The sequence below is a fragment of the Pseudomonas sp. TH06 genome (genome assembly GCF_016651305.1).
GTDB lineage: Bacteria > Pseudomonadota > Gammaproteobacteria > Pseudomonadales > Pseudomonadaceae > Aquipseudomonas.
Window position 1 is genome coordinate 3,879,435 of sequence record NZ_JAEKEC010000001.1, and the last position, 26,258, is coordinate 3,905,692.

The 26,258-nt window shown below is 59.9% G+C and carries 16 protein-coding genes; 8 read left to right on the forward strand and 8 right to left on the reverse strand.

All coding sequences use genetic code 11. The annotated features are described in order from the left end of the window. Positions 1–198 precede the first annotated feature (198 nt). From JFT86_RS17450 to JFT86_RS17460, 3 genes are all read left to right on the forward strand, one after another. Positions 199–849 (forward strand): GNAT family N-acetyltransferase, encoded by a 651-nt coding sequence (locus JFT86_RS17450; RefSeq protein WP_201237638.1) that lies wholly within the window; start codon positions 199–201, stop codon positions 847–849. Between the two features lie 65 nt (positions 850–914). Continuing rightward, positions 915–2,642: an autotransporter assembly complex family protein gene (locus tag JFT86_RS17455; RefSeq protein WP_201237639.1), complete on the forward strand. Its 1,728-nt coding sequence runs from the start codon at positions 915–917 to the stop codon at positions 2,640–2,642. Next, positions 2,639–6,313, forward strand: a complete 3,675-nt coding sequence (locus JFT86_RS17460; RefSeq protein WP_201237640.1) for a translocation/assembly module TamB domain-containing protein — start codon at positions 2,639–2,641, stop codon at positions 6,311–6,313. Before JFT86_RS17455 ends, JFT86_RS17460 begins: the two co-directional genes overlap by 4 nt. 130 nt (positions 6,314–6,443) lie before the next feature. On the opposite strand, the gene JFT86_RS17465 is transcribed toward JFT86_RS17460, so the two are convergent. From JFT86_RS17465 to JFT86_RS17500, 8 genes are all read right to left on the reverse strand, one after another. Next, positions 6,444–8,936, reverse strand: coding sequence for a fimbria/pilus outer membrane usher protein (locus JFT86_RS17465; RefSeq protein WP_201232984.1), 2,493 nt, complete (start codon positions 8,934–8,936; stop codon positions 6,444–6,446). 85 nt (positions 8,937–9,021) lie between these two features. Then, positions 9,022–9,771: a molecular chaperone gene (locus JFT86_RS17470; RefSeq protein WP_201232982.1), complete on the reverse strand. Its 750-nt coding sequence runs from the start codon at positions 9,769–9,771 to the stop codon at positions 9,022–9,024. Between the two features lie 72 nt (positions 9,772–9,843). Continuing rightward, positions 9,844–10,440: a fimbrial protein gene (locus tag JFT86_RS17475; protein WP_123462404.1), complete on the reverse strand. Its 597-nt coding sequence runs from the start codon at positions 10,438–10,440 to the stop codon at positions 9,844–9,846. A gap of 109 nt (positions 10,441–10,549) precedes the next feature. Further along, complete coding sequence (locus tag JFT86_RS17480) at positions 10,550–11,197, reverse strand: response regulator (protein ID WP_201232980.1); 648 nt, start codon at positions 11,195–11,197, stop codon at positions 10,550–10,552. A 22-nt stretch (positions 11,198–11,219) separates the two neighbouring features. Next, the gene (locus JFT86_RS17485) at positions 11,220–14,384 is read right to left on the reverse strand and encodes a hybrid sensor histidine kinase/response regulator (protein WP_201237641.1); all 3,165 of its coding nucleotides are present in this window, start codon (positions 14,382–14,384) and stop codon (positions 11,220–11,222) included. An 86-nt stretch (positions 14,385–14,470) separates the two neighbouring features. After that, a complete protein-coding gene (locus JFT86_RS17490) occupies positions 14,471–15,658 on the reverse strand; it encodes an EAL domain-containing protein (protein WP_201232979.1) in 1,188 nt (395 codons plus the stop codon). Beyond that, on the reverse strand, positions 15,645–18,458 hold the full coding sequence (locus JFT86_RS17495; protein WP_201233234.1) for an ATP-binding protein: 2,814 nt from the start codon (positions 18,456–18,458) through the stop codon (positions 15,645–15,647). The genes JFT86_RS17490 and JFT86_RS17495 overlap by 14 nt, the downstream gene beginning before the upstream one ends. 94 nt (positions 18,459–18,552) lie before the next feature. Then, complete coding sequence (locus JFT86_RS17500) at positions 18,553–19,125, reverse strand: fimbrial protein (RefSeq protein WP_201237642.1); 573 nt, start codon at positions 19,123–19,125, stop codon at positions 18,553–18,555. Positions 19,126–19,735: 610 nt separating this feature from the next. Here JFT86_RS17500 and JFT86_RS17505 point away from each other — a divergent pair. The 5 genes from JFT86_RS17505 (at position 19,736) to JFT86_RS17525 (ending at position 26,200) form a co-directional block, all read left to right on the forward strand. Then, the gene (locus JFT86_RS17505; RefSeq protein ID WP_201237643.1) at positions 19,736–21,055 is read left to right on the forward strand and encodes a DUF308 domain-containing protein; all 1,320 of its coding nucleotides are present in this window, start codon (positions 19,736–19,738) and stop codon (positions 21,053–21,055) included. A 258-nt stretch (positions 21,056–21,313) separates the two neighbouring features. Next, positions 21,314–21,796 carry a MarR family transcriptional regulator gene (locus JFT86_RS17510; RefSeq protein ID WP_201237644.1) on the forward strand — a complete coding sequence of 161 codons (483 nt, stop codon included), beginning with the start codon at positions 21,314–21,316 and terminating at the stop codon, positions 21,794–21,796. Beyond that, on the forward strand, positions 21,786–23,252 hold the full coding sequence (locus JFT86_RS17515) for an efflux transporter outer membrane subunit (RefSeq protein ID WP_201237645.1): 1,467 nt from the start codon (positions 21,786–21,788) through the stop codon (positions 23,250–23,252). The genes JFT86_RS17510 and JFT86_RS17515 overlap by 11 nt, the downstream gene beginning before the upstream one ends. 15 nt (positions 23,253–23,267) lie before the next feature. Continuing rightward, positions 23,268–24,470 carry an HlyD family efflux transporter periplasmic adaptor subunit gene (locus JFT86_RS17520; RefSeq protein WP_201237646.1) on the forward strand — a complete coding sequence of 401 codons (1,203 nt, stop codon included), beginning with the start codon at positions 23,268–23,270 and terminating at the stop codon, positions 24,468–24,470. A 200-nt stretch (positions 24,471–24,670) separates the two neighbouring features. Next, positions 24,671–26,200: a DHA2 family efflux MFS transporter permease subunit gene (locus JFT86_RS17525; RefSeq protein ID WP_201237647.1), complete on the forward strand. Its 1,530-nt coding sequence runs from the start codon at positions 24,671–24,673 to the stop codon at positions 26,198–26,200. Positions 26,201–26,258 lie beyond the last annotated feature (58 nt).

Below are 26,258 nucleotides of genomic sequence, written 5' to 3' on the forward strand. Positions count from 1 at the left end.
TGGCGCCATCGCGAGCAGGCTCACTCCTACAGGGGAACGCATTCCAAATGTAGGAGTGAGCCTGCTCGCGATTGGCGTCCTCGCAGTCGATGAAGATCCTGAGTTGGTCTATACCTGTGGGGAACTGTGCCAACGCCAAAAGGTTCGTACCAACAAGAGCGCAGCCATTTGAGCCGTGCCCCGGGGAGAATCATCGTCATGCCTGAATCCCAGACCGCCATCGCCGACATTCACATGCTCGACCGTGGCTACTCGCGCGAAGCCCGATCCTTGCTGTATCAGGCCTATCGCCACGAACCGACCTTCGGTTATCTGTTCGAGGCCGAGCGCCCCGGTTATGAGCAGCGGGTGCGGGCGACGGTGCGCGAGTTGGTCAAACAACACTTCCTGCAGGACTTGCCGGCCATCGGCCTGCTGGTCAACGACCGCTTGATCGGCATCGCCCTGATCGCACCGCCGCAACGACGGCTGGGCATCACCGAAAGTTGGGCATGGCGCCTGCGCATGGTGCTCAGCACCGGTTTCCGCTGCACCCGCCGCTATCTGGAATATCACGATGCCGTGGCCGCATGCGTGCCCAGCGACTCGGTGCACATGCTGCCGCTGCTGGGCGTGCATCCACAGTTCCAGGGCAAACACTTCGGCGAGCAACTGCTGACCGCCGTACACAACTGGTGCGCCGTGGACGAAACCTCGCAAGGCGTGGTGCTCGACACCGGCAATCCGCGTTACCTGGAGTTCTATAAAAGGCAGGGCTACGAAGAGATCGGCGAAGTGGCCGTCGGGCCGGTGCGCGAGCACGTGTTTTTTCACGCCAATCCGCAGGTGTTACAAACTGCAATGGCTTAGAGGTCGAACTTTACCGGCACCTCAGGCTCTATCACGCTCCCAAGCTCGTGATAGCATCCGCGCCTATGAAGTTTCCAGGAAGATTTACCAGTGGCGTGCTCATGCTGTTAACCAGCTGTGCGGCACTGGCGCAAAGTGAATTGGATGTGCGGATCAAACCGTCCAACGATGAACTCAAGGCCAATATAGAAGGCTATATCGGCAGCCTCGGCGATCGCGACGAAGAAGCCTTGCTGCGCTTCAGTCGCGGCGCCGAAGAGCAGGCGCGCAAGGCCGCCCAGGCGTTGGGCTACTATCAGCCGCAGATCGAAAGCGACGTCAAGGGCGGCGACAAGCCGCGTCTGGTGCTGAAGATCGATCCCGGCGAACCGATTCGCCTGCGCAACGTCACCATTCGTGTCGACGGCCCGGCGGCCTCTCTCAAATCCTTTCGTGTGCCGAACAGCGACGTGCTCAAGTCCGGCGCGGTGCTCAATCATGGCCGTTACGAAGACGCCAAAAGACTTATTCAGAATCAGGCTTCACGCTTCGGTTTTTTCAGCGGTCACTTTACTAGCCAGAAACTCCTGGTCGACCCACGCGCCGGCGTCGCCGACGTTGAATTGATCTACGAAAGCGGCCCGCGTTATGCGCTGGGCAAAGTCAAATTCGAAGGCGACACGCCGTTCGACGAGGATCTGCTGCAACGCATGGTGCCGTTCAAGGAAGGCGAGCCGTATGACTCCGAGCTGATTGCCGAACTCAATCGCGATCTGCAATCGAGCGGTTATTTTGAAGGCATACGCGTCGATGCTGCACCGACCGCGGCAAAAAACGACGTGATCCCGGTGGACGTCAAACTCGACACGCGCAAGCCGCGCACCATGGGGCTGGGCCTCGGCTATTCAACCGACGTCGGTCCGCGTATCAAAGCCAACTGGACGCGCCACTGGGTCAACCCGCAAGGCGACAGCTATGGCTGGGAAGCCGAACTCTCGGCGCCACGACAAAACGTCGGGCTGTTCTATGACATTCCGCTCGACCCGCCACTGACCGACAAATTGCGTTGGGCCGGCGGCTATCAATTCGAAGATATCGACGGTTCCGACACGTTGAGCAAACTGCTGACCTTCGGCCCGGAATGGCACAGCAAGTTGCCCAGCGGCTGGCAGCGGGTGATCTCGCTGAAATGGCAGCGCGAAGAATATGAACTCGGCGACGACTCCGGCCTGAGTACGCTACTGATGCCCGGCATCAGCTATTCCTATCTGAAAAGCGACAACCGTATCGACCCGCACAACGGCTATCGCCTGACCTTTGAAAGTAAAGTGGCGAAGGAGGGCCTCGGTTCCGACAACAACCTTTTGTATGGCACCGCGTTGGTCAAAGGCCTGACCACGGTGTTCGACAAACACCGCTTCCTCGGCCGTGTGCAGGTTGGCGGCAGCGCCACCAATGGCTACAACTCGGTGCCGCCGTCGCTGCGTTTCTTCGCCGGTGGCGATCAGAGCGTGCGCGGTTACGATTACCAGAGCCTGTCGCCTAAAAACTCCGACGGCGACCGCATCGGTGGCCGCTACATGGTCGCCGGCAGCGTCGAGTATCAATACTCGATTGCCGAGAAATGGCGGGTCGCGACCTTTGTCGATCAGGGCAACTCTTTCAATAAACTCGAACTGCCGAACCTCAAGACCGGGGTCGGTATTGGTGTGCGCTGGGTCTCGCCGGTAGGGCCGATCCGCCTCGACCTGGCCCATGCGCTGGACGACGATGGCGGCATCCGGCTGCACTTTTCCATGGGGCCTGAGCTGTGAAGCGTGGTTTGAAAATTGCGGCTCTGGCGCTGTTGGCGCTGGTGCTTTTTGTTGTCTTGAGCGTCGCCACGGTGCTCGGCACCCAGACGGGCAGCCGTTGGGTGCTGGGTCTGGTGCCGGGCTTGAGCGTGGAAAACTTCCAGGGCCGGCTCGGCGGACAGTGGAGCGCCGACCATTTGTTGTGGCAGCAGGACAGCAGCCGCGTCGAGTTGCAGAAACCGATCTTCGAATGGTCGCCGCTGTGCCTGACCCGCATGACGCTGTGCATCGAACAGCTCAAGGCTGATCAAGTCATCCTGCAATTCCCGCCGAGCGAAGAAACCACTGAAAGCGGTCCGATCAAACTGCCGGATCTGCAATTGCCCGTCGCGATCGAGCTGGGCGATGTGCAGGTCGGCAGCTTGCTGTTCAACGGCAGTGAGCAGCTCAAGGGCCTGAAGCTGGCGGCGCACTGGACGGCCAAAGGCATGCAGATCGACAGCGTGCAGTTGCAGCGCGACGACCTCAGCCTGAACCTCTCCGGATTGCTTGAGCCCACCGGCAACTGGCCGCTGAACATCGCCGGCGACCTGACCCTGCCGTCTCCCGGCACCGGCCCGTGGTCGCTGGCATTGAAAGTCGACGGCGATCTGCTGAAAACCCTCAACCTGCACGCTGACAGCCGTGGTTATCTCGACGGCCAGTTGAGTGGCGAGCTGCAACCGCTGGCGGAAAACCTGCCGGCCAAGGTGCGCATCACCTCCGAAGCGTTCAAGCCGAGCGCCGATCTACCGGACACCCTGCAACTCAATCAACTGGTGCTGACCGGCGAAGGCGATCTGAAAAACGGTTATCAGCTGAACGGCAATGCGACGCTGCCGGCGGATCAAGGCCCGGTTGTGCTGCTGCTTAAAGGCAAGGTCGACGCCAGCGGCGCGCAGATCGCCGGCCTCGATCTGACGGCCAACGACAAGCAAAGCCTCAAGCTCACCGGCAGTGTCGACTGGAGCAAAGGCCTCAGCGCCCAGGCCAACATCAATTGGCAGGATTTCCCCTGGCATCGGCTCTACAACGAAATTGACGAGCCGCAGGTCGCTTTGCGTACCTTCACTGGCGAAGTCTCCTACACCGACGGTCAATACATCGGTAACTTTGCCGCCGCGCTCGATGGCCCGGCGGGCGCGTTCAGCCTGAGCAGTCCGTTCAGTGGCAGTCTCAAGCAGATCGCTTTGCCGCAACTGCAAATGCAAGCCGGGCAGGGCAAGGCTGAAGGGCACGTCAATGTGCAGTTCGCCGACGGTATCGCTTGGGACACGGCACTGGAGTTGTCGGCACTCAACCCGGCGTACTGGGTCGCGGAACTGCCGGGCACTTTAGCCGGCCCGCTGAAAAGCCAAGGCGAAATGAAGAACGAACGCCTTAGCCTGACCGCCGACCTCGACCTCAAAGGCAAATTGCGCGGCCAACCGGCCATCCTGCAAGCCAAGGCTGACGGCGCTGGCGAACAGTGGAACCTCAATGCCCTGCAAATCCGCCTCGGCGACAACAGCATCAGCGGCAAGGGCAGCCTGCAACAGAAACTCACCGGGCAGATCGACATCAAGCTGTCGCGTCTGGCCCAACTGTGGCCAGAACTGCGCGGGCAGATCAACGGCCAGGTCAACGTCGCCGGCACGCTGAAGGCGCCGCAGGGCAAGCTTGATCTGCAAGGCTCGCAACTGGCATTTCAAGACAATCGCCTGCAAAGCCTCAACCTCGACGCCACGCTCGACAGTGCGCAACGGGCAAAGATCGATTTGAAAGGGGCGGGGATTCAGGCCGGCGACACCTCGTTGGGCACGCTGACCGCCAGCGCTCAGGGCGATATCAAGAATCAGAAGCTCAATCTCGACCTGCTCGGGCCGAAGCTGAAACTGGCCCTGGGTCTGGATGGCAATCTGGACAAGGGCAACTGGCGTGGTCGACTGGCCAGCGGCGATATTCAGGCCGGTGGCCAGGACTGGAAACTGCAAAACCCGGCGAAGCTTGAACGTCTGGCCGACGGCAAGATCAACTTCGGCGCCCATTGCTGGATGTCCGGCAGTGCCAGCCTGTGCGGTGAAGACCAACGGCTGATGCCCGATCCGAAACTGCGTTACCACCTCAAGCAATTCCCGATCGAAAGTCTGGCGCAATGGTTGCCGAAAGACTTTGCCTGGAAGGGTAAGCTCAACGCCGATCTGCAACTGGATCTGCCGGCCAGCGGCCCGAACGGGGTGATCAGCATCGACGCCAGTGGCGGTACTTTGCGCATGAAGGAAAAGGATCAGTGGCTGGACTTCCCGTATCAGACCCTGAAACTCACCAGCAAACTCACGCCCAAGCGCATCGACACCGACCTCAACTTCGCCGGCGGCAAACTCGGCGAACTGATGGTGCAGGCACAGCTCAATCCGCTGCCGAAAAACAAACCGCTGAGCGGCTCGTTCCGTCTCACCGGGCTGGATCTGTCGGTGGCGCGGCCGTTTGTGCCAATGGTCGAAAAACTCACCGGGCACCTCAACGGCAGCGGCACGATTTCCGGTGGCCTGCTCGCACCGTTGGTCAACGGTACCGTGCAACTCAGCGACGGCGAAGTGTCCGGTGCCGAGCTGCCGATGGAGTTGCAGGACCTGCAGCTCAAAGCGGTGATTGCCGGTGAATCGGTACGTCTGGACGGCGGCTGGAAAAGCGGCAAGACCGGGCAGGGCAGCCTCAACGGTAATGTTGCCTGGGGCCAGGCGCTGATGGTCGATCTGGCGCTTAAAGGCACGCAACTGCCGGTGACCGTCGAGCCGTACGCCAAACTTGAAGTCGCGCCGGACCTGAAGATTTCCATGGCCGACGACGAGCTGAAGATTGCCGGCAAGGTGCAGGTGCCGAGAGGCGAAATCACCGTGCGTGAACTGCCGCCATCGACCGTGAAAGTCTCCGATGACACGATCATCGTTGGTTCGCAGACCGAAGAGGGCAAGCCGCCGATGGCCATGAAAATGGACATCGATGTGGTGGTCGGCGAAGACAAACTGAGTTTTGCCGGATTCGGCCTGACCGCCAACCTGCAAGGGCATGTGCACATCGGCGACAACATGGACACCCGTGGCGAGCTGTGGCTCAACGACGGCAAGTACCGCGCCTACGGCCAACGCTTGACGGTGCGGCGTGCGCGCCTGCTGTTCGCCGGGCCGATCGATCAACCGTATCTGGACATCGAAGCCATTCGTCAGACCGACGATGTCATTGCCGGTATTCGCCTGAGCGGCAGCGCCGAGCAGCCGACCACGCAGATCTTCTCCGAGCCGGCGATGAGTCAGGAACAGGCGCTGTCGTATCTGGTGCTGGGCCGTCCGCTGAGCACCAACGGCGAGGACAACAACATGCTTGCGCAAGCGGCGTTGGGTCTGGGCTTGATGGGCAGTTCCGGGGTGACCAGCGGTCTGGCCAAAGACCTTGGCATTCAGGATTTCCAGCTCGACACCCAGGGCAGCGGCAACACCACCAGCGTGGTGGCCAGCGGCAACATCTCCGAGAAACTCAGTTTGCGTTATGGCGTTGGCGTGTTTGAACCGGCCAATACCATTGCCCTGCGTTACAAGCTGAGCAAGAAGGTTTATGTCGAAGCGGCCAGCGGCGTTGCGAGTTCGCTGGATATCTTCTACAAGCGCGATTTCTAGGTCGCGCTTTGTCCTGAACTGAGTCGCTTCAATCGCTGGCAAGCCAGCTCCCACAGGTTTCTCTGCCGTACATCAATGTTTTGTACGACACAAACCCTGTGGGAGCTGGCTTGCCAGCGATGGTGTCTTCTCAGTCAGCCACTGGCGAGCGGCACACCAACGAGGCCCGCTCGTAGTTCAGCGCCTTGTTGCGTTCCGGCAAGGCATAGGTCGCTTCGCAGCGCTGGTTCTGCCAGTTGATGGTCAGGGTACCGGCGTCGGCTTCTACCAGCGCCAGTGCCTTGCCGCCGGGGTCGGAGATCGCCAGTTGCTTGCCGGCGCTGTCCTCCAGCGAGGCGCCAAACGGGATCGGCTGGTGTTGCGCGTCGAACAAGGCGAACTGCACGCGGCGTCCGGTCTTGCTGGTGTAACGCGCCAGCACTACCGCACCACGGCGTGGCACCACTTGGCGGGTCGCATTGTCGATCTCGATATCGCCGCCCAGGTCGCGGGTGTCGAGGTTGATCCAGTTCACGCGATAGGGCTGCGCATTGGGTACCACGGCGAAGCCGTTACTGCCTGTCTCGGCCCCGGTAAAGCTGCCGATTTTCACCCCTTCCACACCTTCGACCTGCGCCAGCGCGAATGTCTCGCCCACGGTTTGTCCAAGGTTGATCCCGCCGCGGTGGCCGACGATCGAACCTGCCAGGTTAAGGTTCTGCGAGTTGTAACCGCGGCCCTGACTGTAGCCGGCACTGATATCCATCACCGAGGTGCGGGTGCTGAGGTTGACCGAGCCAGAGCTGCCGCCGGTGCTGCTGTTGCCGGCTTGTACCGAGTAATAGGTGTCGCTGTTTTCCGACAGGTAGCCGTTGATGCCCATCTGCGTGGTATCGCTGGATTTCTGCGTGCTGGCCGAGACAAAGGCCCGTGGTGCACGTGGCTTGGAACCCAGCGGGAACGACACAGACAGGTTGATCAGTGTGTCGTTGTTCGCCGGCCCGTAATTGCCGACATCTTTGGAGTAGGTGGCGCCGATGTTGTAACTCACATCCCCCCAATAGTTGCTGTACCCGGCCGACAGGCTTTGCGAACCGCCGCGTCCCCAGTAACGCTGGTCACTGGCATTCACGTAGACGCTGCCAAATTCCTGGTTGCGCCCCAGGCTCTGGTTGACGGTCAGGTCGGTGCGGGTTTTCGAGTTGCCGCTGCGTTGCTGGCCATCGCGGCTCAACTCCTCGACGTGCTCTGTGAGGGTGCGATAGCCCTCGGTCGAGTAACGGTAGGCGGCGAGGGTGAAGTTGGTGTCGGTGCCGGTGAACGTTTTCGCATACAGCGCGCGCAAACTGTTACCGGTGACCGTTTCGCCGAAGGTGTTGCTCATTGAGTGGGTCAAGTCCAGTGAGATCGCACCGATGGCGGTATTGCGACCGGCCCCGACGGACAACGCCTTGAAATTGTCCGTCGCCTGCACACCGACGATCCCGGACAAGTTGCTGCTGATGCCATACGCCAGTGTGCTGCTGACAAACTGCGGGGTCTGCTGATCCTCGCTGTTGCTGTTGTACTGGCCGGCCGAGACGCTGTACTTCAGCTGGCCCTTACGGACCATGATCGGCAGGCTGGAAAATGCTTGCACCGTTACCCGGCGTCGACCATCGGCTTCGATAATCGTCACTTCCAGGTCGCCATTGGAACCGCTGGGATAGATATCGTTGATCTCGAACGGCCCCGGCGGCACGTTGGCGGTGTAGAGGATGTAGTTGTTCTGGCGAATCTCCACGGTCGCGCTGGACTGCGCAATGCCACGAATCACCGGCGCATAACCGCGCTCGCTGTCGGCACGCATGCCGTCGTCGGACGCCAGTTTCAGGCCGCGATAGCGCACGCTGTCGAACAGGTCGGCGTCGGAGAAAATATCCCCGGCGCTGAACTGGCCTTTCACGGCGGTCACGTCATGTTGCAGGTAACTGCGGTTGCTTTTGAACGTGCTGGGGCGGCCGGTGCTGCTGTTGAAGTTCGACTCGTTGCGTAAGCGCCAGCCACCGAGGTTGATCCCGTTGCGCAAGCCGAGGTTGTTGGACAGGGTGTTGTCAGCCTGGGTGCTGTTACGGCTGCTGCTTAACTGATAGTTGATGAACGCGGCGGGCACGCCTTCGTCCCATAGCGTCGGGTCAACATAACCACGGCGGCCACGTTCCATAGCGCTTTGCGGCACGCTGACCATCAGTCGCAGACGCGGCACGTCGTAACGCACGCTGGCATGATCGATCAGGGCGGACAAGTCGATGCAGGCGTCAGAGTCATCAGCGGCCAGTTTGCCGCTGGCTTGCAGTTTGCCGATGTCGACCCCCAGTTGCTGCACCATTTCAAGGGTCAGGCAGGCCTCGACCTTGCCCGTGCCCGGGTGGCGCCGGAAGTCGATATCGCGACGGCCGACCAGCGTCTCGTTGCCGTAGAGGTCGACCCGGTAAATGCCGGGTAACACGCGACTGCTGGCGAGCAGTGATTGCAGGTCAACAGAAGAGGGGGCGCCTTGCAGAAACGATGTATTGAATTGTTCTTCGTCGTCGGCCAGGCAGGTGCAACTGAACACCAGGGCCATTGAAAAAGGCGCCAATCCGTCGCGCTTGAGTAAAAACATGCAGGAACCCTATATCACCTCCGATACGAACTAACGGAGCGAAGAGAAATACAGTGAAAGTGCGGCTGTGGCAGCGGCACGGAAGTTATGGCGCTTCTTTATTCAGACTGGCGCGGGTATCGACATTGTTCGAAAGTTGCGCGGCATAACGGTCTTGGGCGCCATAGTCATTAATGCTGCTGAATAACAGGCGAACTGTATTGGCGTTGTGAAGTTGTTCGAGGCTGAACTCTTTCTGTTCGCCGGGGGCGATCATCATCGAATCGAAAGGGTGTTCGCTGCCTGCGCCGGATTGCAGGGTGATATCGGCAATCGACACGTGATACTGGCCAGGGTTGTTCACCACCAGTACTCGTTTACCGGCGCGTTCGGCCAAGCGCCAGGTCAATTCGCTCGGTGCCAGGTAGGCATTGTTTTTCAGTCCCGAGGGGCGGAAGAACACCTTGATGCGCTGGCGCACGGCCAACTGCAAAGTGTTGGCGGATTTCGCCGACTGGGGAATTTCCTGCACGTTGAGCCAGACCACCGACTCGCGGTCGGTCGGCATGCCCGCGCCTTCGTAGATCACCCGCAAGATCTGCTGTTCGTCGCCGCTGACGCGCACCAGGGGCGGAGTGACGGCAAAGGGGGCCGCGGCAGTTTCACCGGAATCGGTGTCGATCCATGACTGAATCAGTACATCTGCACCGCTGTTACGCACGGTGATTCCGGCTTCCTTGTTCTGGCCGTCGAAGACCAGACGGGTGCTGCTCAAGGAAATGCCGGCGGTGGCCTGATTGACCACGAACAGGCCCAGCAGGCCTGCACAAAAGGACAGTGAGTGTCGATAAAACATGATGGTTACCGCGCAAGTGATTGAAAGCGCGGGGCCGCGTGGCCCCGCACCGGGCTCGAGCATTCGCGCGGGTTATTCGTATTGCAGGGTGAACGGCAGGGTGGCGTCGCCACGACCGGCAACGGCGGTTGCCACGTCGGCGGTGGTGACGTAGGCGGCCGAGAATTTCAGCGTGGTGTTGCTGTCTTGCAGGGTGTTTTCGATCTTCGCGGTGGATGGCGAGCTCAGGTCGATCAACGCGCCATTGGAGTCGAGCAAGGCGATACCAATGTTCTTCGCAGCGCCGAGGCCGTCGATCAGCTTCAGTACTTTGGTCCCGGCCACGATGCCCGAACCTGCGCCCTTGGTCGGTTCGAAGATCATCGCCACTTTTGTGCCGGCGTTGCAGTTGATCTTCATGTCGAAGTTTTCGGCGCTCAGGGTGCCGTTGCCTTTAGGTGCAGTGGCGGTGCCCATGTCCTTGATCGACACTTCGCCCATGTTGACCGAAATGGTTTTGTTGCTTCCGGCGCCTTCAACCGAGCAGGCATCGTTGTTGATGGTGCCGGTGAAGTTGATGGTGCCGCTGCCAGCCTTGGTCGGGGTTGGGGCCGGTGGATCTTCTGCCAGAGCGTTGCCGGTAGCGGCAATGATCGAAAGGGCGAGAAGTGCGCGAGTCAGCTTTTTCATGTTGTTTTCCAATGGTTGGGGTTAAAACAACAACACGATATAGCGCGAACTTTTGCTGGAATATCAGACGATTCCTAGAAGTCGTCTTTAACTAGGGTGTCATTACCTGTTAGTTAAACAAGTTGCGCTCTATGCAATAAGCCAATAAGTCCTGATCACTGCAGACTTCAAGTTTGCGCATTGCCGATATTTTTTGCGTACTGATGGTTTTAGCACTTCTGTTCAAGTAACGGGCAATGTCGTTGACGCCCTGGCCCTGAACGAACAAGCGCAGGATTTCATGCTCCTTGGGCGACAACCGGGAAAACCGTTCATCCAGATCAGCGCCGTCGTTCACTACGGATGTCGGCGCGGGTGCCTGCCAGCGCACCGGGTTGCCTTTGGCGATGGCTTTGAGTGCGGTCTCGATTTCGTCGTGCAACTGGTTTTTCTGAATGACTGCCAGCACACCCAGTTCCTGCAGGCGCGTCAGGATCAACGGATTGGAAATCATGGTCAGTACCAATACCCGAACCTTGGGAAAGTGCCTTATCAGGTACTCCACCAGTTTCAGGCCGTCACCGTAGGTCGAATCGGCAGGCATGTTGAAGTCGGTGATCAACAGATCTACAGGCTTGGTCTCCAGCAGCTTGATCAGCTCATCGGAGCCTACCGCTTCGCCCACCACGCGAAAGCGTTGGTCACGCTCGACCAGTTCCCGCACCCCCAGCAGCACGATGGGATGATCATCGGCAATGACAACGTTGAAGGTTTCCATGAGTGATTTATCCAGAGTGAAGTTATTCGAGGGAGTCGAGCAGATCTTGCAGCCGCGTCAGATTTTGTCGCACCGCCACGGCCAGAGCGGGCGTCACGGCCATGCCGGTCAAGCGACATTCCAGCTCGACAAACGCGCTGGCCAAGACGTTGATCTGCACTGCCCCTAGCGCCCCCGCCATGCCGTGCAGTTGCTGCGCCACGCTGTTGGCGTCGGCCGCATCCAGTGCCGCCAGGGTGGTCTGAATATCCTGGCGCAGGGTGGTGACAAACAACTCGCGCATTTTTGCAGATAGCGACGGCGGGGTATCGATAACGGGGGCCACAGCGATTTTGCAATGTTGCTCAAGTTGCGTACGCAGGGTGGCAAGGTTCAGCGGCTTGACCATCCACGCGTTCATGCCGACGGCGGCGCAGCGTTCGCCTTCTTCGCGCAGGGCGTTGGCGGTGACGCCGATGATCGGCAGCGTTGCGTCCTGTTGGCGCACCGCTTCGGCCAGTCGGTAGCCGTTCATGACCGGCATGTTGACGTCGGTCAGCAGCAGATCGAAGCGGCCGGGCACCCACTGCGCCAAGGCTTGTTCGCCATTCACGGCGACGATCACCGAGCAGCCGAGGGCTTCCAGTTGTTCCTTGATGATCGCCGCGTTGATCACGTTGTCTTCGGCCACCAGCACCTGCAGATTCAGTGGGCGGGTCTTTGCTTGCAACGCGGCTGAGCGCTGCGCATTGGCGCCGTGTTGTGCCAGATAAATAGCCCAGGCAATCGCGCGGACATCGTTGGCGTCGACCGTCCAGTCGGGGCCATTCAGTTGCGCCGGATTTGGGCCGCCCGACAAAGCGACGATCCGTGGCCCGCTCCAGTGCGGGGCATTGTCGAGCGGGGTGAGGTCCACCAGTAGCGCCGAGAGTGGTGGCATCTCGGTCGTCACCAAGCGGCAATCCAGACCAAAACGGTTGAGCCAGGCCATCAGCTGCAGCGCCAGTTCGCTGATCGGTGCACGTACATAAACGGCGGCGCTGCCTTCCACGAAGGCGGGGCAATCGGCCAATGCGCCCGGCACGTTCTCCAGCGAGAGTTGCAGGGTAAAACTGCTGCCCAGTCCGGGTTCACTGACCACGCTCAACTGGCCGTGCATCAACTCGCACAACCATTTGCAAATGGCCAGGCCCAGACCCGCGCCGGCCTGACTGTCGGCGTCGTTGACCTGATAGAACGGGTCGAACAATTGCTGTTGCTGCGCTTGGGAAATCCCCATGCCCGAATCGCTGACCTGCCATTGCACTTCGGCGCTGCCAGCGGCGTTTTGCAACACGCGCACGCGCAGCACCACGCGACCGTTGTCGGTGAACTTGATCGCGTTGCTCAGCAGGTTGTTGAGGATCTGGCGGATGCGCAACGGGTCACCGCGCAGTTGATCCGGCAAGCCCGAATCGATGCAGGCATACAGTTGCAGGCCTTTGGCGCGGGCAAATGCGCTGTAAGTACGCACGACATCTTCAGTCAGCTCCAGTGGGCAGAAGTCCTGAAGCTCAAGGGTCATTTGCCCGGCCTCGATCTTCGACACATCCAGCACATCGCTGATCAGCTTGAACAGGCTGGCGGAGGAACGCTGGATGGTGTCCAGATAATCCTGCTGGCGTGGGGCGAGCGGTGTCAGCCCGAGCAATTCGAGGGTGCCCAGCACGCCGTAGAGCGGGGTACGAATTTCATGGCTCATGGTGGCGAGGAAGCGGCTCTTGGCCTGGTTGGCCGAGTCGGCGGCCTGACGGGCTTCTTCCAGGGCGGCGGCGTCTTCGATATGCCGGGTCACGTCATGCAACGCACACAACCAGGCATCCTGGCCTTGATAGCGCGTCGAGACGAAAGCCAGATGCAGATGACGCCCGTCGATCTCGAGATCGGCATGGCCGGACTCGCTGTGTGACTTGAGCAGGCTCATCAAACGGCTGCTGTCGTGCCATTGCTGGGCGCGCTGGTTTTCCAGGAGCACGTGGTGATCGCTGCGGCGAATCACACAGAGGCCGGTCGGTGCGGTGTCGATCACCGCACGGCTGAAGGCCTCGCTTTCGGCGATGCTCGCGTGCGCACTTTGCGCGGGGATGATCACGCGTGCGGTGTACCAGCGGTTGATGGCCCGACCGCAACCAAGCAACGCCAGCACCACCGCCACGAGGCACAGCAATGGCCACAGCGCATAGCTGAGAAAACTGCGCAGGCTGATGACGTAGATCGCGGTCCAGTGCTGTGCGCCGGGGCTGCTCAGTTTGAACACCAGGCCGTCACGGTCGAAATTTATCCCCTCATCCAGTTCCTGGTCGGATCTCTGTGCGCCGGTCAAGACCACGCCGGCCGGGGTGATCAAGGTGAAGTCATCGTAGATCGACCACTCCATCAATCGCTCGATGTTGTTGACCTGGGACAGTTTCAGCAACGTGCCGAGCACCACCCAGGAATCGGCGCCCTCGATGGCCTGCATAGGCTGGAGCAGATTGATCCTGACGTAGGCCAGCAGCGTCGGCGTTGACTCGTTGTCCTGAGTAGACGGGTAGGGCACCCAATGCACTTGATGATCAGCGACTGATGACTGCTCGCGTGCATGCTGGTTCACCTGGCTCATGACTTGGGCAAACGCGCCGATCTGCATCGGGCCTGCACCGCGCAAGCGCCCGGCGGAGGGCACGGCCACGTCGAAGTTGTCGGGGCCATTGAGCAGGATCACTTGCGGCGACTGATAGTGCGATGCCGCCCAGAACGCGCTGTAGTAGGCGGCCAGATAACTACCCAGCGCGAAAACCTTGGGGTATTGGTCGGCGGCGATTCTCTGCGGATCGATCTTTACGCTGAACGGCAGTGAAAACGGCAAGCCGCGACCTTCATAGACATTCGGGCCTTCTTCTGGCAGCAGTTTTTGCGAATAAGTGGGCAACACCACCAAAGGAAAATATTGACCCTTGGCACTGGCCTGGGAGATATCGCGCAGGAACACTTCCTGCTCATGGATATTTTCCATCAGCCGGGCGAAGTGAAACTGCAGGGTGTCGCGCTGCTCTTCGAGCATGCGCTGTACCCCCAGATAGCTGATGCCCAAAAGCAGCAATACAAGGGCGCCGAGCAGCAGCAGACTTTTGTTCAACCGCAGCGAACTGCTGGCCAGTTTGTCCAGAAATGCATTGGTATGCGGCATTACAGCGCCTGACCAGCGGTGATGGGGCAGCCTTGGGACACAGTGACCTCGGTAGCGAGCGACGTTCAACAATAGCCACGTGCCGCTCACCAGGCGTTCGCCGGCCCGTCGTGGGTCAGCAAGTGCTGGAACTGATCGGCTGAAACGGCGTGGGAGATCAGGAAACCTTGAACCTGAGTGCAGTCGATTTTACGCAACAGAGCAAGTTCTTGTGCGGTTTCTACGCCTTCGGCCACCACCGTCAGACCCAACTGGCGACCGAGGCTGACAATGCTGGTCAGCGCCTGGGCCAATTCCTCGTTGGCGTTGCAGCCTTGCACCAGCGTGCGGTCGATCTTCAATTCAGTGAACGGCGCCGACACCAGATTCATGTACGAGCTGTAGCCCTTGCCGAAATCGTCCTGCGACAGACCGAAACCCTTGATCCGCAAGCGGCACGCGCCGGCGTAGAAGTTGCTGATGTCGTCGGGTACCGAGCACTCCATCAATTCGAAACAGATCCGCGCGGGCAGGCCTTGGTTGGTAAGCACGAAAGCGAGGATGCGGTCGGGCAGGTCGTGGCTGTTGAGCAGGTGCGTGGGCAGGTTGACCGAGACCGGAATGTCATAGCCCTGTTCGCGCCAGATGGCTTGGGCGGCAATCGCTTGTTTCAGCACGCACCAGAGCAATGGCTCTTCGAGACCGAACGCAATCAACGCCGGCAAAAATACCCCGGGCAGCATCGTGCCATGTTCAGGATGGTTCCAGCGTACCAGTGCTTCGGCGGCGACGATCCGGCCATTGTTCAAGGCCTTCTTCGGTTGAAACCAGGCTTGCAGTTCACCGTTGTCGAGGGCGTTGCAGATACTCTGGCGATCGATGCCGGGATGGGTCGCCGCCGGGACGTTTTGGCGCAGCGCCTGCAATTGATCGATCAGGCAACGCAGGGCGGCAGCATTCACCGGTTTGGAAATCAGCCCGATGACTTTCACTTGCAGGTTGCTCGCCACCAGGCTCGCGCCCATCAGCATGCGTCGTGAGGCGGCGCTCATGATCGCCAATGCCGGACGTGAGCGTTGGGCGGCAAGGCCCTGAATGAATTGCACGCCGTCCATGCCCGGCATCAGCAGGTCGGTGAGCACTAGATCGAAGTCGCGTTGTTTCAGGCAGTCCAGTGCTTCTTCGCCGTCCTTGGCGCACGCCAGATCGAAGTCACCCAACTCGCTGAACAGGTTCTGCAAGTACAGGTGCTGGAAGGGGTGATCTTCGACAATCAGAATGCTACAGGGCTTCATGAGCGACTCGTTCGTAGGGAGCCAGGACAGCGAACAAGGCTCGTAGCGTAAAAGGTTTGACCAGGCAGTGATTCATCCCAGCGGCCAGGCACAGCGCATCCTCACCGCGCAGGGCGTTGGCGGTCGCGCCGATGATCGGGATGCTGCAACCGAGGCGCCGCAGGGCTTTGGCCAGTTCGTAGCCGTTGAGGCGGGGCATGTTGACGTCGGTCAGGACGATGTCGAACGCAGCGTCGGGCCACAGCGACAAAGCCTCTTCGCCATCGCTGGCCAGCGCTACGGTGCAGCCCAGTTCTTCGAGCTGATCGCGCAGGATCAGTTGATTGATGACGTTGTCTTCGGCCACCAGGATGTGCAGGCGTAACGGGCGCAGGGCATGGGATTCAGTGTCTTGCGGGCGTTGAACGATCTGGCCGCTCTGGGCTTGGCGAACGGCGCGTTGAATCGCCAGCAGATCATTCAGATTGACCTGCCAGCCGTCGCCGCTGAACTGCGGCTCATGGGCGCCGTCACCGCTGGCCAGTACGCGCGGCCCACGCCATGCCAGGTTCGGGCGCTGTCCGAAGGCTGCGGGATACAGCTCCAGCAGCAGCGCCGTCGAATCCGGCTCGATGCTATCCGGTGCGCCGATATGCACGCGGGCACCCCAGCGGCGCAACCAGCCGCTGATGCTGTCGGCCAGTTCGCGCACGGGCGAAACGACATAGACGAGGTCCGCGGCCAAGGGCGGCAAAGCAGTAGAGGGTGCGTTGCCGCAGCGTTGCTCCAGCGGCACGCTGAGGGAAAAACTGCTGCCCAGGCCCGGCTCGCTGACCATGCGCAGAGTGCCGTTCATCAAGTGCGTCAGACGTTGGCAAATGGGCAGACCGAGGCCTGTGCCGGCGGCGACATTGGTGTTGCCGGCGGTCTGGTAGAACGGCTCGAAAATAAACGCCTGATCGTCATGGGCGATGCCTTTGCCGGTGTCGGAAACCTGCCATTGCAGGCTCACGCGTTCGCCTTCACGAGCGAGCAGTCTGACCCGCAATACCACGCGCCCGGAATCGGTGAACTTGACCGCGTTACTCAGCAGGTTGTTGAGGATCTGCCGCACCCGACTGACATCGCCGATCAAGCGCTCAGGCAGTTGCGGGTCCAGGCAGGCATAGAGTTGCAGGCCTTTGCTTTGCGCCGCGGCGGCATAGCCTTGCACCACTTCGTGCACCAGTTCCGGGACGGAAAACTCGCTCAGCTCCAGCGCCAGTTGCCCGGCCTCGATCTTCGACACATCGAGCACGTCGCAAATCAACTGCAGCAACGTAGCCGATGATCCTTCGATCGCCCGCAGGTAACTTTTCTGCTGAGTGTCCAGTTGCGTGCGCGCTAGCAACTCCAGGGTGCCCAGCACGCCGTAGAGCGGGGTGCGTATTTCGTGGCTCATGGTCGCCAGAAACAAAGTCTTGGCTTCGTTGGCGGCATCGGCCGATTGGCGTGCCTGTTCCAGTGCTGCTTCGATCTGTCGCCGAGCGCTGATGTCACTGAACGCACAGAGCAAGACGTCTTCACCTTTATAGCGGGTCGGCGCACAGCTCAGGTACAGGTGACGACCGTCGGCAGTCTCGAAGTAATCGGTCAGGCACGGCGAGTGTTGGTCGAACGCATCGCGGATCCAGCCGGCGCCCAGTTGCTCGCTGCACTGGCCCAGCCATTGCCGCGCGAGGGTGTTATCCAGCACCACTTGACCGTCACTGCGGCGCAGTACGCACAGCGCCACCGGCGCGGTCTGAATCACGTCGCGGCTGAACAGTTCGCTTTCCACCAATGCCTGAATGCGCTGGATTGCCGGGGTAATGAAACGATGCTCCAGACGTCGGACCAACAGGCACACTAGGCTGATACTCAACACGCAGAACAGCAGCGCGCCGAGCATTTGTGGCCACAGGGCGCGCAGTACCGCCAGCAAGTCGATGGAGTAAGTCAGCTGCCAGTCCGAGGATTTCAGCTGCTTGCGCAACACCAATTGCTCGGGCAGCCAGCCATCGCCGACGAAGCCGAAGAAATCCTGTTGTCGCAGCAACGGCAGGTGCTGTTCTGGCGGTGGTTTGTGGCTGTTGCTGAACAGCGGTTTGCCTTGGGAGTTGAACATGGTGAACTCGCCGGCACTGTGGTCGTTCAGGGCGCTGGAGACTTCGCGGTCGTCCATTTCCAGGCCGAGCCAGCCGGAGTTGATATCGCGCGCGTCTAGACGAATGAAGATGTATAGCTGCGAGTGGCCGTCGGCGGCATGGGTCAGCCAGAGTTCTTTGACGTTGCCGCTGTTGTGGTGCTTGAGGGTCTGCAGTTGTTCGAGCATGGTCTCGGGGACACGGCCGATCACCGCGGTTGCGTTGTACAGGCGCAACACTTGGGTCCGGGGGCCGCTGCTGACGTAGACCAGGTTGAGCTGCCGGGCCTTGAGGTAATCGCGCATGCGTCGGGTCAGCCAGATGCTCCATTGCTGCCCCGGCGCTTGCCCGAGCAGCAGGCGGATCTCTTCCTCGGAGACCGGCAAATCCATGTTGGCCATGTGCGTAGCCGACAGGCTCAGGCTTTCCAGCAGTGCTTCGCGGGTGGTGAAAAAGGTATGCGCTTCGGCGATGGCGCTGCTCATGTAGCTGCGCCGTTGGGAAATCTCATTGTTGAAGGTAAACAGCAGAAAGCTGTAGACGCCGCCGAGAATGCCCACCAGCAGCACCAGGGCAAAAATGCGCAGCAGACGCCGCGCCGCATCGGGCGAGGACAGGATCGGGCTGATCTGATGGAGGTAGTTCTTCAATCGCATCCCGGCACAGTAGAAGCGGCCGGGCATGATGAAAATCAGACGATTCTTAAAGAGAGCTGCGCAAACAATTGGCTATAGCAACGCATCAATGGATTCAAAGGTAACTCATGACAAATGCAATCGTTGCGTTGGCTGTTCCGGCGCGCATGCCCTTGTCAAACCCACCATTGCCACCTGTTTCAGCGACGCGAAAGTAACGAGCGCTCAGGGGGATCTTCAAGTTGCCTCCCACAGAGGGATAGTCTGCGAATACATAGCTTTGATTTAAAACCAAGGGGTTTCCATCGCTATTGAGTACTTGCAAAGCCACACCCTGAGCAGTCGAATCTGCACTCAGCTGTACGATACCCCTCGTGGAATTTTGCGAGGGAGAAGTTGGGGTAGGCTTGAGTGTATAAGTTACTTTTTTTATGCCCGGCGGACAATTGTTAAGGCTGATGTCAAATTTGACCAGCTCAGAATATGCTCCGTTGTGGGCAAAGCTACTCATGTCATGCGACCCCATGTCTACTTTGATGTCCGGCGTTTCACAGGATTGAGGCACAATCGTTGTGCCATTGGTCGCCATTGCTAGTGGTGATACACCATCTGCATGAAAAGTCCCCAGTGTTCCTGCCGGGATTTTCTGTACATCGATTACATCCGCTATTTTGAATAGTCGTAGCACGTGTCTTGTGGTGTCCCATCCGTACCCGCCCGCTGCTCGGCGAATAGCCGGATAAATGGGTATGGCTGTCCCTTCTCTGAAGGACCACTGCCATGCGAGCCCGGTGTTTCCGATTGCGTAAACAAGGTCACCCGATTTAGACACACCGACGTTGTTCTGAACACCATATGAAAACTCGTTAGTACATCTATACGAGCTGGGCGTAGGTCCAAGTGTTAATGGAGGACTTTCATATATTACGGTGCCGTTAGGTGTATCACGAGGAATCGAAAGTGTAGTGGGTAATTGCATAGTGAGAGTTGTTTGATGATGACCCGGGAAGAACGAGCAATTAGCCGCGCCTGCGTAGCTGGGCGCGAAAAGTAACGACAGACATAGCGTGTGAATCAATTTCGTTAGCTGGAGCGGGCGCTGGAGTTTGAAACGCTTCATGAAGGGGTTTACGTAATTGGCCAAAGAGCGGCATACGTTAAACACGCCGTTTGCCGATGGACATCAGGCGATTCTTAGAACACGCTCCCGCGTCTGCGCAAACGCGGCGATGTATTAGACTCAGCAAAGCCTGAAAACCGTGCAGGTTGTGCAGCCCCCGGTTCACCAGAGAGGTCATATGGTCCGCTTGAGTATGGTCTTGCTCGGTCACGAATTCGTCCGCAAGCGTTGGTCCGCGCTGGCGCTGACGGGCGTTGTCTGGGGTGCGGCCGGTGTGGGCATCTTCATTGATGCGCTGGACGGTGTTTTGTATTTTCCGCTGCATCTTTTCGGCTATCTGTTGTTACTGGAGGCTCTGATGCTGCTGCTGGTGCCGGCACCGCAGACCGGTACCGCCGCTGCCCTGCGTAAAGCGCGAGGGTTGGCTTTTCTCTTGCTGGGGCTGCTGATCATCGACAGGCAACATGCCGCCGGCCTGATTCTGGCGGTGTTGTTCGGCGGGGCTTTTCTGGTCGATGGGGGTTTTCGGCTGGCGGCTGCGGTGGTGGTGCGTTTTGTCGGTTGGCAAGTGTCGCTGCTGACGGGGTTGTTCGAAATCGGTTTTGGCCTGTTCATCCTCGAACCGTACCCGACCCTTTATAAGGGGACGGTGCCGTTCTGCATTGGCATGAGCATTTTTCTCTCGGGCTGCGCCTTGTTGCGGCAGTCCTTGCGTTTCAAAAACTGGCAGTCGCCGGTCAGCCCTTTCTCCGCCAGTGCACCGGCCCCCAGCGCCGCGCTGGTGATTCATGTCTGGACACCCAGCGGCACCGTTGATGACACCCTGGTGCGCAATCGACTGCTCAATCGCTACATAGCGGCGGTCGACATCAACGGCGTGATCTCCGCCGGGCACGCAGCGCTGGAATGTGGCCCGGACATCTACATCAGTCATTATCCGCTGGACGACATTGATCGTTCGGCAGGGGATTTCGTGCGTTTGCTACGGGCGACGCCGAACAACGATGTCGCTGGCAGGTTTCTGCCGGACTATGCGGGCGAGGTGGCTGACTGGTGTCCGTCTTCGGTTCAGGTCAGTTTTGCCCACTACGATGCCCGGCGGCTGAATGCGTTCTGGGCGCAGTATCGGCAAAACAGCACTTACAACCTCACCAGTCGCAACTGTTCCAGCGCCGTCGCCCATAGTCTCGAAGCAGCGCTTGAAGGGGCGATGAATCGTGGTCATTCGAGCATGCTGGATTTTGCCCGCGTCATCATCAGCCCCGAGTTCTGGGTGGCGGCGCAAGTGCGCAAGCGCGCCGAGGTGATGGCCTGGACGCCGGGTCTGGTGCTTGATTACGCGCGGGCCTTGCATGCTGCGATCGAACCGGCACCGCCGGGCTGGCACAGTATTTATGCGGTGAGCAAGCGTGCGTTTGGGTATGCGGCCACTGCCTTGCGGGGGCGCGAGGTGCATCCGGTGCAACCGCCACCCGCGAATCCTTCCGACAAGTCCTGACCGACCTTTCACCGAGTCGCCGCCATCGCGAGCAGGCTCACTCCTACAGGGGATTTTGTTGCGATCACAGAATTCGTGTTGATCGCAAATCCACTGTAGGAGTGAGCCTGCTCGCGATGGCGTCCGCGTGGACGCCACAAAAACCCAGTCCATTGGTCAACTAATTACCAAGCAACCTAACTATTCCATTGACATTCGCTGCCTAGGCAGTAACATCTCGACATACATTCACTGCCTAGGCAGTTATTAGGTGAGCAAATGAAGCATTTCACCCCGGACGAATTCAAACACTGCCATCTCGGCCTGTTGCTTGGCCGTGCTGCGCTGCTCAAAGACAAGATCATCGACACCCACATGGAACCCCACGGCATCACCGCCGCGCAGTTCAAGGTGTTGATCATCATGGCGCAGTTCGGCGTCGATACCCCGGCCGAACTGTGCCGGCACCTGTCGCTGGACAGCGGTTCGATGACGCGCATGCTCGATCGTCTGGAGCAGAAAGGCTTTCTGGCTCGCCAACGCAGCGAAGGCGATCGCCGTCAGGTGCAGCTCAAGCTTACCGAGCAGGGCCAGCAACTGGCCGATCGCCTGCCGCACATCGGCGCCGACGCGATGAATGAACTGGCGGGCGCCGTTACCCCGGACGAGTTGAAAACCCTGGAATACATCCTCAAGAAAATTCTGCTGGGAGCCGGTGACCCGATCACCATCCAGCGGCTAGGTGAACACAATGAGCGGTAAAACCTTGCGCAGCAGCCTGACCCTGGTGCTGTCGGCGATGATCCTTGCCGGTTGCGCCAACTACAGCGGCCTCGACACCCACGGCCAGAACCTCGATGCAAAAAGCCTGAAAGTCGGCCAATCCCTCAACGGCGTGACCCTGTCGCCGGCCGCCTGGCCGAAAAGCGACTGGTGGACCAGCCTTGGCGATCCGCAACTCGACGGTTTGATCCGCGAAGCCTTGCACGACAGCCCGGACATGCAGATCGCCGAAGCGCGCGCCCATCAGGCCAGCGCCGCCGCGTATGCCGCCGATGCCGCACGGTATCCGACCCTCGACGCCAGCGCCGGCATCAGCCGTTCGCGTCTGGCCAAGGATCAGGATCCGCTGGGGCAGGGCGATGCCTACGCCACCGTGCGCAACGTCAGCGCCGGCTTCAATTACAACTTCGACCTGTGGGGCGGCCAGCGCGATGCGTGGGAAGCCGCACTCGGTCAGGCCCGCGCTGCTGAAGTCGATCGTCAGGCCGCGCAGTTGACGCTGGCTGCCGACGTCGCCCGTGCTTACAGCGATCTGGGTCAGGCGCACATCGTTTATGACCTGGCCAACGACGACCTCAAGCGCACTAAACAAATGCTCGACCTGAGCCAGCGTCGCCTGAGCTCCGGCATCGACAGCCAGTACCAGTTCCAGCAAACGCAAAGTCTTGAGGCCAGCTCCGAAGCCAGCTTGATCGATGCGGAAAAACGCCTGAACAGCGCCAAGATCGCGCTCGCTGTGCTGCTTGGCAAAGGCCCGGATCGCGGCAATGAAATTGCCCGCCCGAAAGTTCTGCAAGCCAGCGCCGTTGCGGTGCCATCGGTATTGCCGGCGGAGCTGCTCGGTCGTCGTCCGGATCTGGTCGCTGCACGCTGGCGCGTTGAAGCCGCGAGCAAAGACATCGACTCGGCGAAAACCCAGTTCTATCCCAACTTGAACCTCACGGCCTCGGCCGGTGCCGAATCTTTGTTGGGTGACGCGATGTTCGGTTCGGCCAGTCGCTTCTTCAACATTGCCCCGACCATTTCGGTGCCGATCTTCGATGGCGGGCGCCTGCGCGCCAACCTCGATGCGCGCGACGCCGATTACGATCTGGCGGTGGCGCAGTACAACAAAAGTCTGGTGAAGGCACTGGGCGATGTCAGCGACACGATCAACCAGTTGCGTGACATCGGTCGGCAGATCGGCGCGCAGCAACACGCCACCGAGATTGCTCAGGACTCTTACAACACCGTCGTCCAGCGTTACGGTTCCGGCATCGGCAACTACCTGGACGTGCTCAGCATCGAGCAGCAACTGCTGCAGGCCCAGCGTCAGTTGGCCAACCTCAATGCCGAGCAGATCGACCTGTCGATTCAACTGATGCAAGCGCTGGGCGGCGGCTTCCAGGGGGACACCCTGACCGCAGCCGCCACCCCAGCCACGCCGCACAACTAATTCAAGGTATTTGTCATGGCCACTGCCGAAAACACCCAAGCTCAAGGCAACACCCCCGACACCGGCAACCCGCGCAAGCGCAAAGTCATGCTGGTAGTGCTGGCCGTTGTCGTCCTGCTCGCCGGTGCCGGCGTCTGGGCCTATCACGAGTTCATCGGGCGCTTTAACGAAAGCACCGACGACGCCTACGTCAACGGCAACGTGGTGGAAATCACCCCGCTGGTGACCGGCACTGTGGTCAGCATTGGTGCTGACGATGGCGACCTGGTCCACGAAGGCCAGGTGCTGATCAACTTCGACCCGAATGACGCCGAAGTCGGCCTGCAAAGTGCCCAGGCGAAACTGGCGCGCACCGTGCGTCAGGTGCGCGGCTTGTACAGCAACGTTGACGGCATGAAAGCCCAGGTAAACGCGCAACAGGCGGAAGTGCAAAAAGCCCAGGACAACTTCAATCGTCGGAAAAACCTGGCACAGGGCGGGGCGATTTCCCAGGAAGAACTGTCCCACGCTCGCGACGACCTGACCTCGGCGCAAAACGCCCTGGCCAACGCCAAGCAGCAACTGAAAACAACCAGCGCGCTGGTTGATGACACCGTGGTCTCGTCGCACCCGGACGTGATGTCGGCCGCCGCCGATCTGCGTCAGGCTTACCTGACCAATGCGCGCAGCACCTTGATCGCGCCGGTCACCGGTTACGTGGCCAAACGCACTGTGCAACTCGGTCAGCGCGTACAGCCGGGCACTGCACTGATGGCGGTGATCCCGCTGGATCAACTGTGGATCGATGCCAACTTCAAGGAAACCCAACTGCGTGATATGCGCATCGGTCAGCCGGTCGACATCGAGTCCGACATCTACGGCAGCGACGTGAAATACAGCGGCACCGTCGACAGCCTCGGCGCCGGTACCGGCAGCGCGTTTGCCTTGCTGCCAGCGCAGAACGCCACCGGTAACTGGATCAAGATTGTTCAGCGTGTGCCAGTGCGTATTCACATCAACGCTGAAGAACTGGCCAAACACCCGTTGCGTGTCGGCCTGTCGACCAACGTTGAAGTGAATCTGCACGACCAGAGCGGCCCGGTGCTGGCTCAGCAGCCACCGCAAAAAGCCTCGTTCAGCACCAACGTCTACGACCGCCAACTGGCTGAAGCCGACGCGATGATTGCGCAACTGATCCACGACAACAGCGCTGCGGTCAGCAAAACCGCGCAACGCTGAATCTAACCTCTGTGGGAGTGAGCCTTGTGGTGAGGGGATTTATCCCCGATGGCCTGCGCAGCAGGCCCGGCTTTTTGAGTCAAAAGAGGGGCCGCTTCGCGACCCATCGGGGATAAATCCCCTCACCACAGGATTCACTCCTACAAGTGCTGCTGTGTCTTTAACTGACGCAGCGCCAACCCGGTTTCATAGGATTCACAATGAGCAATAACGCCTCTTTCACGCCGCCCAGCCTGTTGCTCAGCACCATCGGCCTGTCGCTGGCGACGTTCATGCAAGTGCTCGACACCACCATCGCCAACGTGGCGTTGCCGACCATTTCCGGCAACCTTGGGGTGAGTTCGGAGCAGGGCACCTGGGTTATTACTTCGTTTGCCGTGAGTAACGCGATTGCGCTGCCGCTGACCGGTTGGCTCAGTCGGCGTTTCGGCGAGGTGAAGCTGTTTCTCTGGGCGACCATGCTGTTTGTGCTGGCCTCGTTCCTCTGCGGTATCTCCACGTCGATGCCGGAACTTATCGGCTTCCGTGTCCTGCAAGGTTTGGTCGCCGGGCCGCTGTACCCGATGACGCAAACCCTGTTGATCGCCGTGTATCCCCCCGCGAGGCGCGGCATGGCCCTGGCGTTACTGGCGATGGTCACGGTGGTCGCGCCGATTGCCGGGCCGATTCTCGGCGGCTGGATTACCGACAGTTATAGCTGGCCGTGGATCTTCTTCATCAACGTGCCGATCGGCATCTTCGCGGTGATGGTGGTGCGTTCGCAACTGGCCAAACGGCCGGTGGAAACCAGCCGTCAGCCGATGGATTACGTCGGTCTGATCTCGCTGATCATTGGCGTCGGCGCGTTGCAGGTAATCCTCGACAAGGGCAACGACCTGGACTGGTTCGAATCGAACTTCATCATCATTGGTGCGGCGATTTCGGTGATTGCGCTGGCGGTGTTCATCATCTGGGAAATGACCGATCAGCACCCGGTGGTGAATCTGCGCCTGTTCGCCCATCGCAACTTCCGCATCGGCACGCTGGTGTTGGTGTTGGGTTACGCCGGGTTCTTCGGCATCAACCTGATCCTGCCGCAGTGGTTGCAGACCCAGATGGGTTACACCGCGACCTGGGCGGGGCTGGCGGTCGCGCCAATCGGTATTTTGCCGGTGTTGCTGTCGCCGTTTGTCGGCAAGTACGCGAACAAGTTCGACCTGCGCTTGCTGGCCGGTCTGGCGTTTCTGGCGATTGGCTTGAGCTGTTTCATGCGCGCCGGGTTTACCAACGAGGTGGACTTCCAGCACATCGCTCTGGTGCAGCTGTTCATGGGCATTGGTGTGGCGCTGTTCTTCATGCCGACCCTGAGCATCCTGATGTCGGACCTGCCACCGAGCCAGATTGCCGACGGCGCCGGGCTTGCGACTTTTCTGCGGACCTTGGGCGGTAGCTTTGCGGCGTCGCTGACCACGTGGATCTGGATACGCCGGGCCGATCAGCATCATGCGTACATGAGTGAAAGCATCAGCACTTTCGAACCGGCGACCCGCGAGACCTTGAATCATTTAGGCGGTGCAAGCCAATCGGCTTATGCACAGATGGATCAGATTTTGACCAGCCAGGCGTACATGCTCTCCACCGTGGATTACTTCACGTTGTTGGGCTGGGGCTTTATGGGTTTGATTCTGATTGTGTGGCTGGCGAAACCGCCGTTTGCCGCGAAGGCAGGCCCGGCGGCTTCCGGACACTGATCCGAAGCGCGGTCAAACTGTAGGAGTGAGCCTGCTCGCGATTGCGGTGTATCAGTCA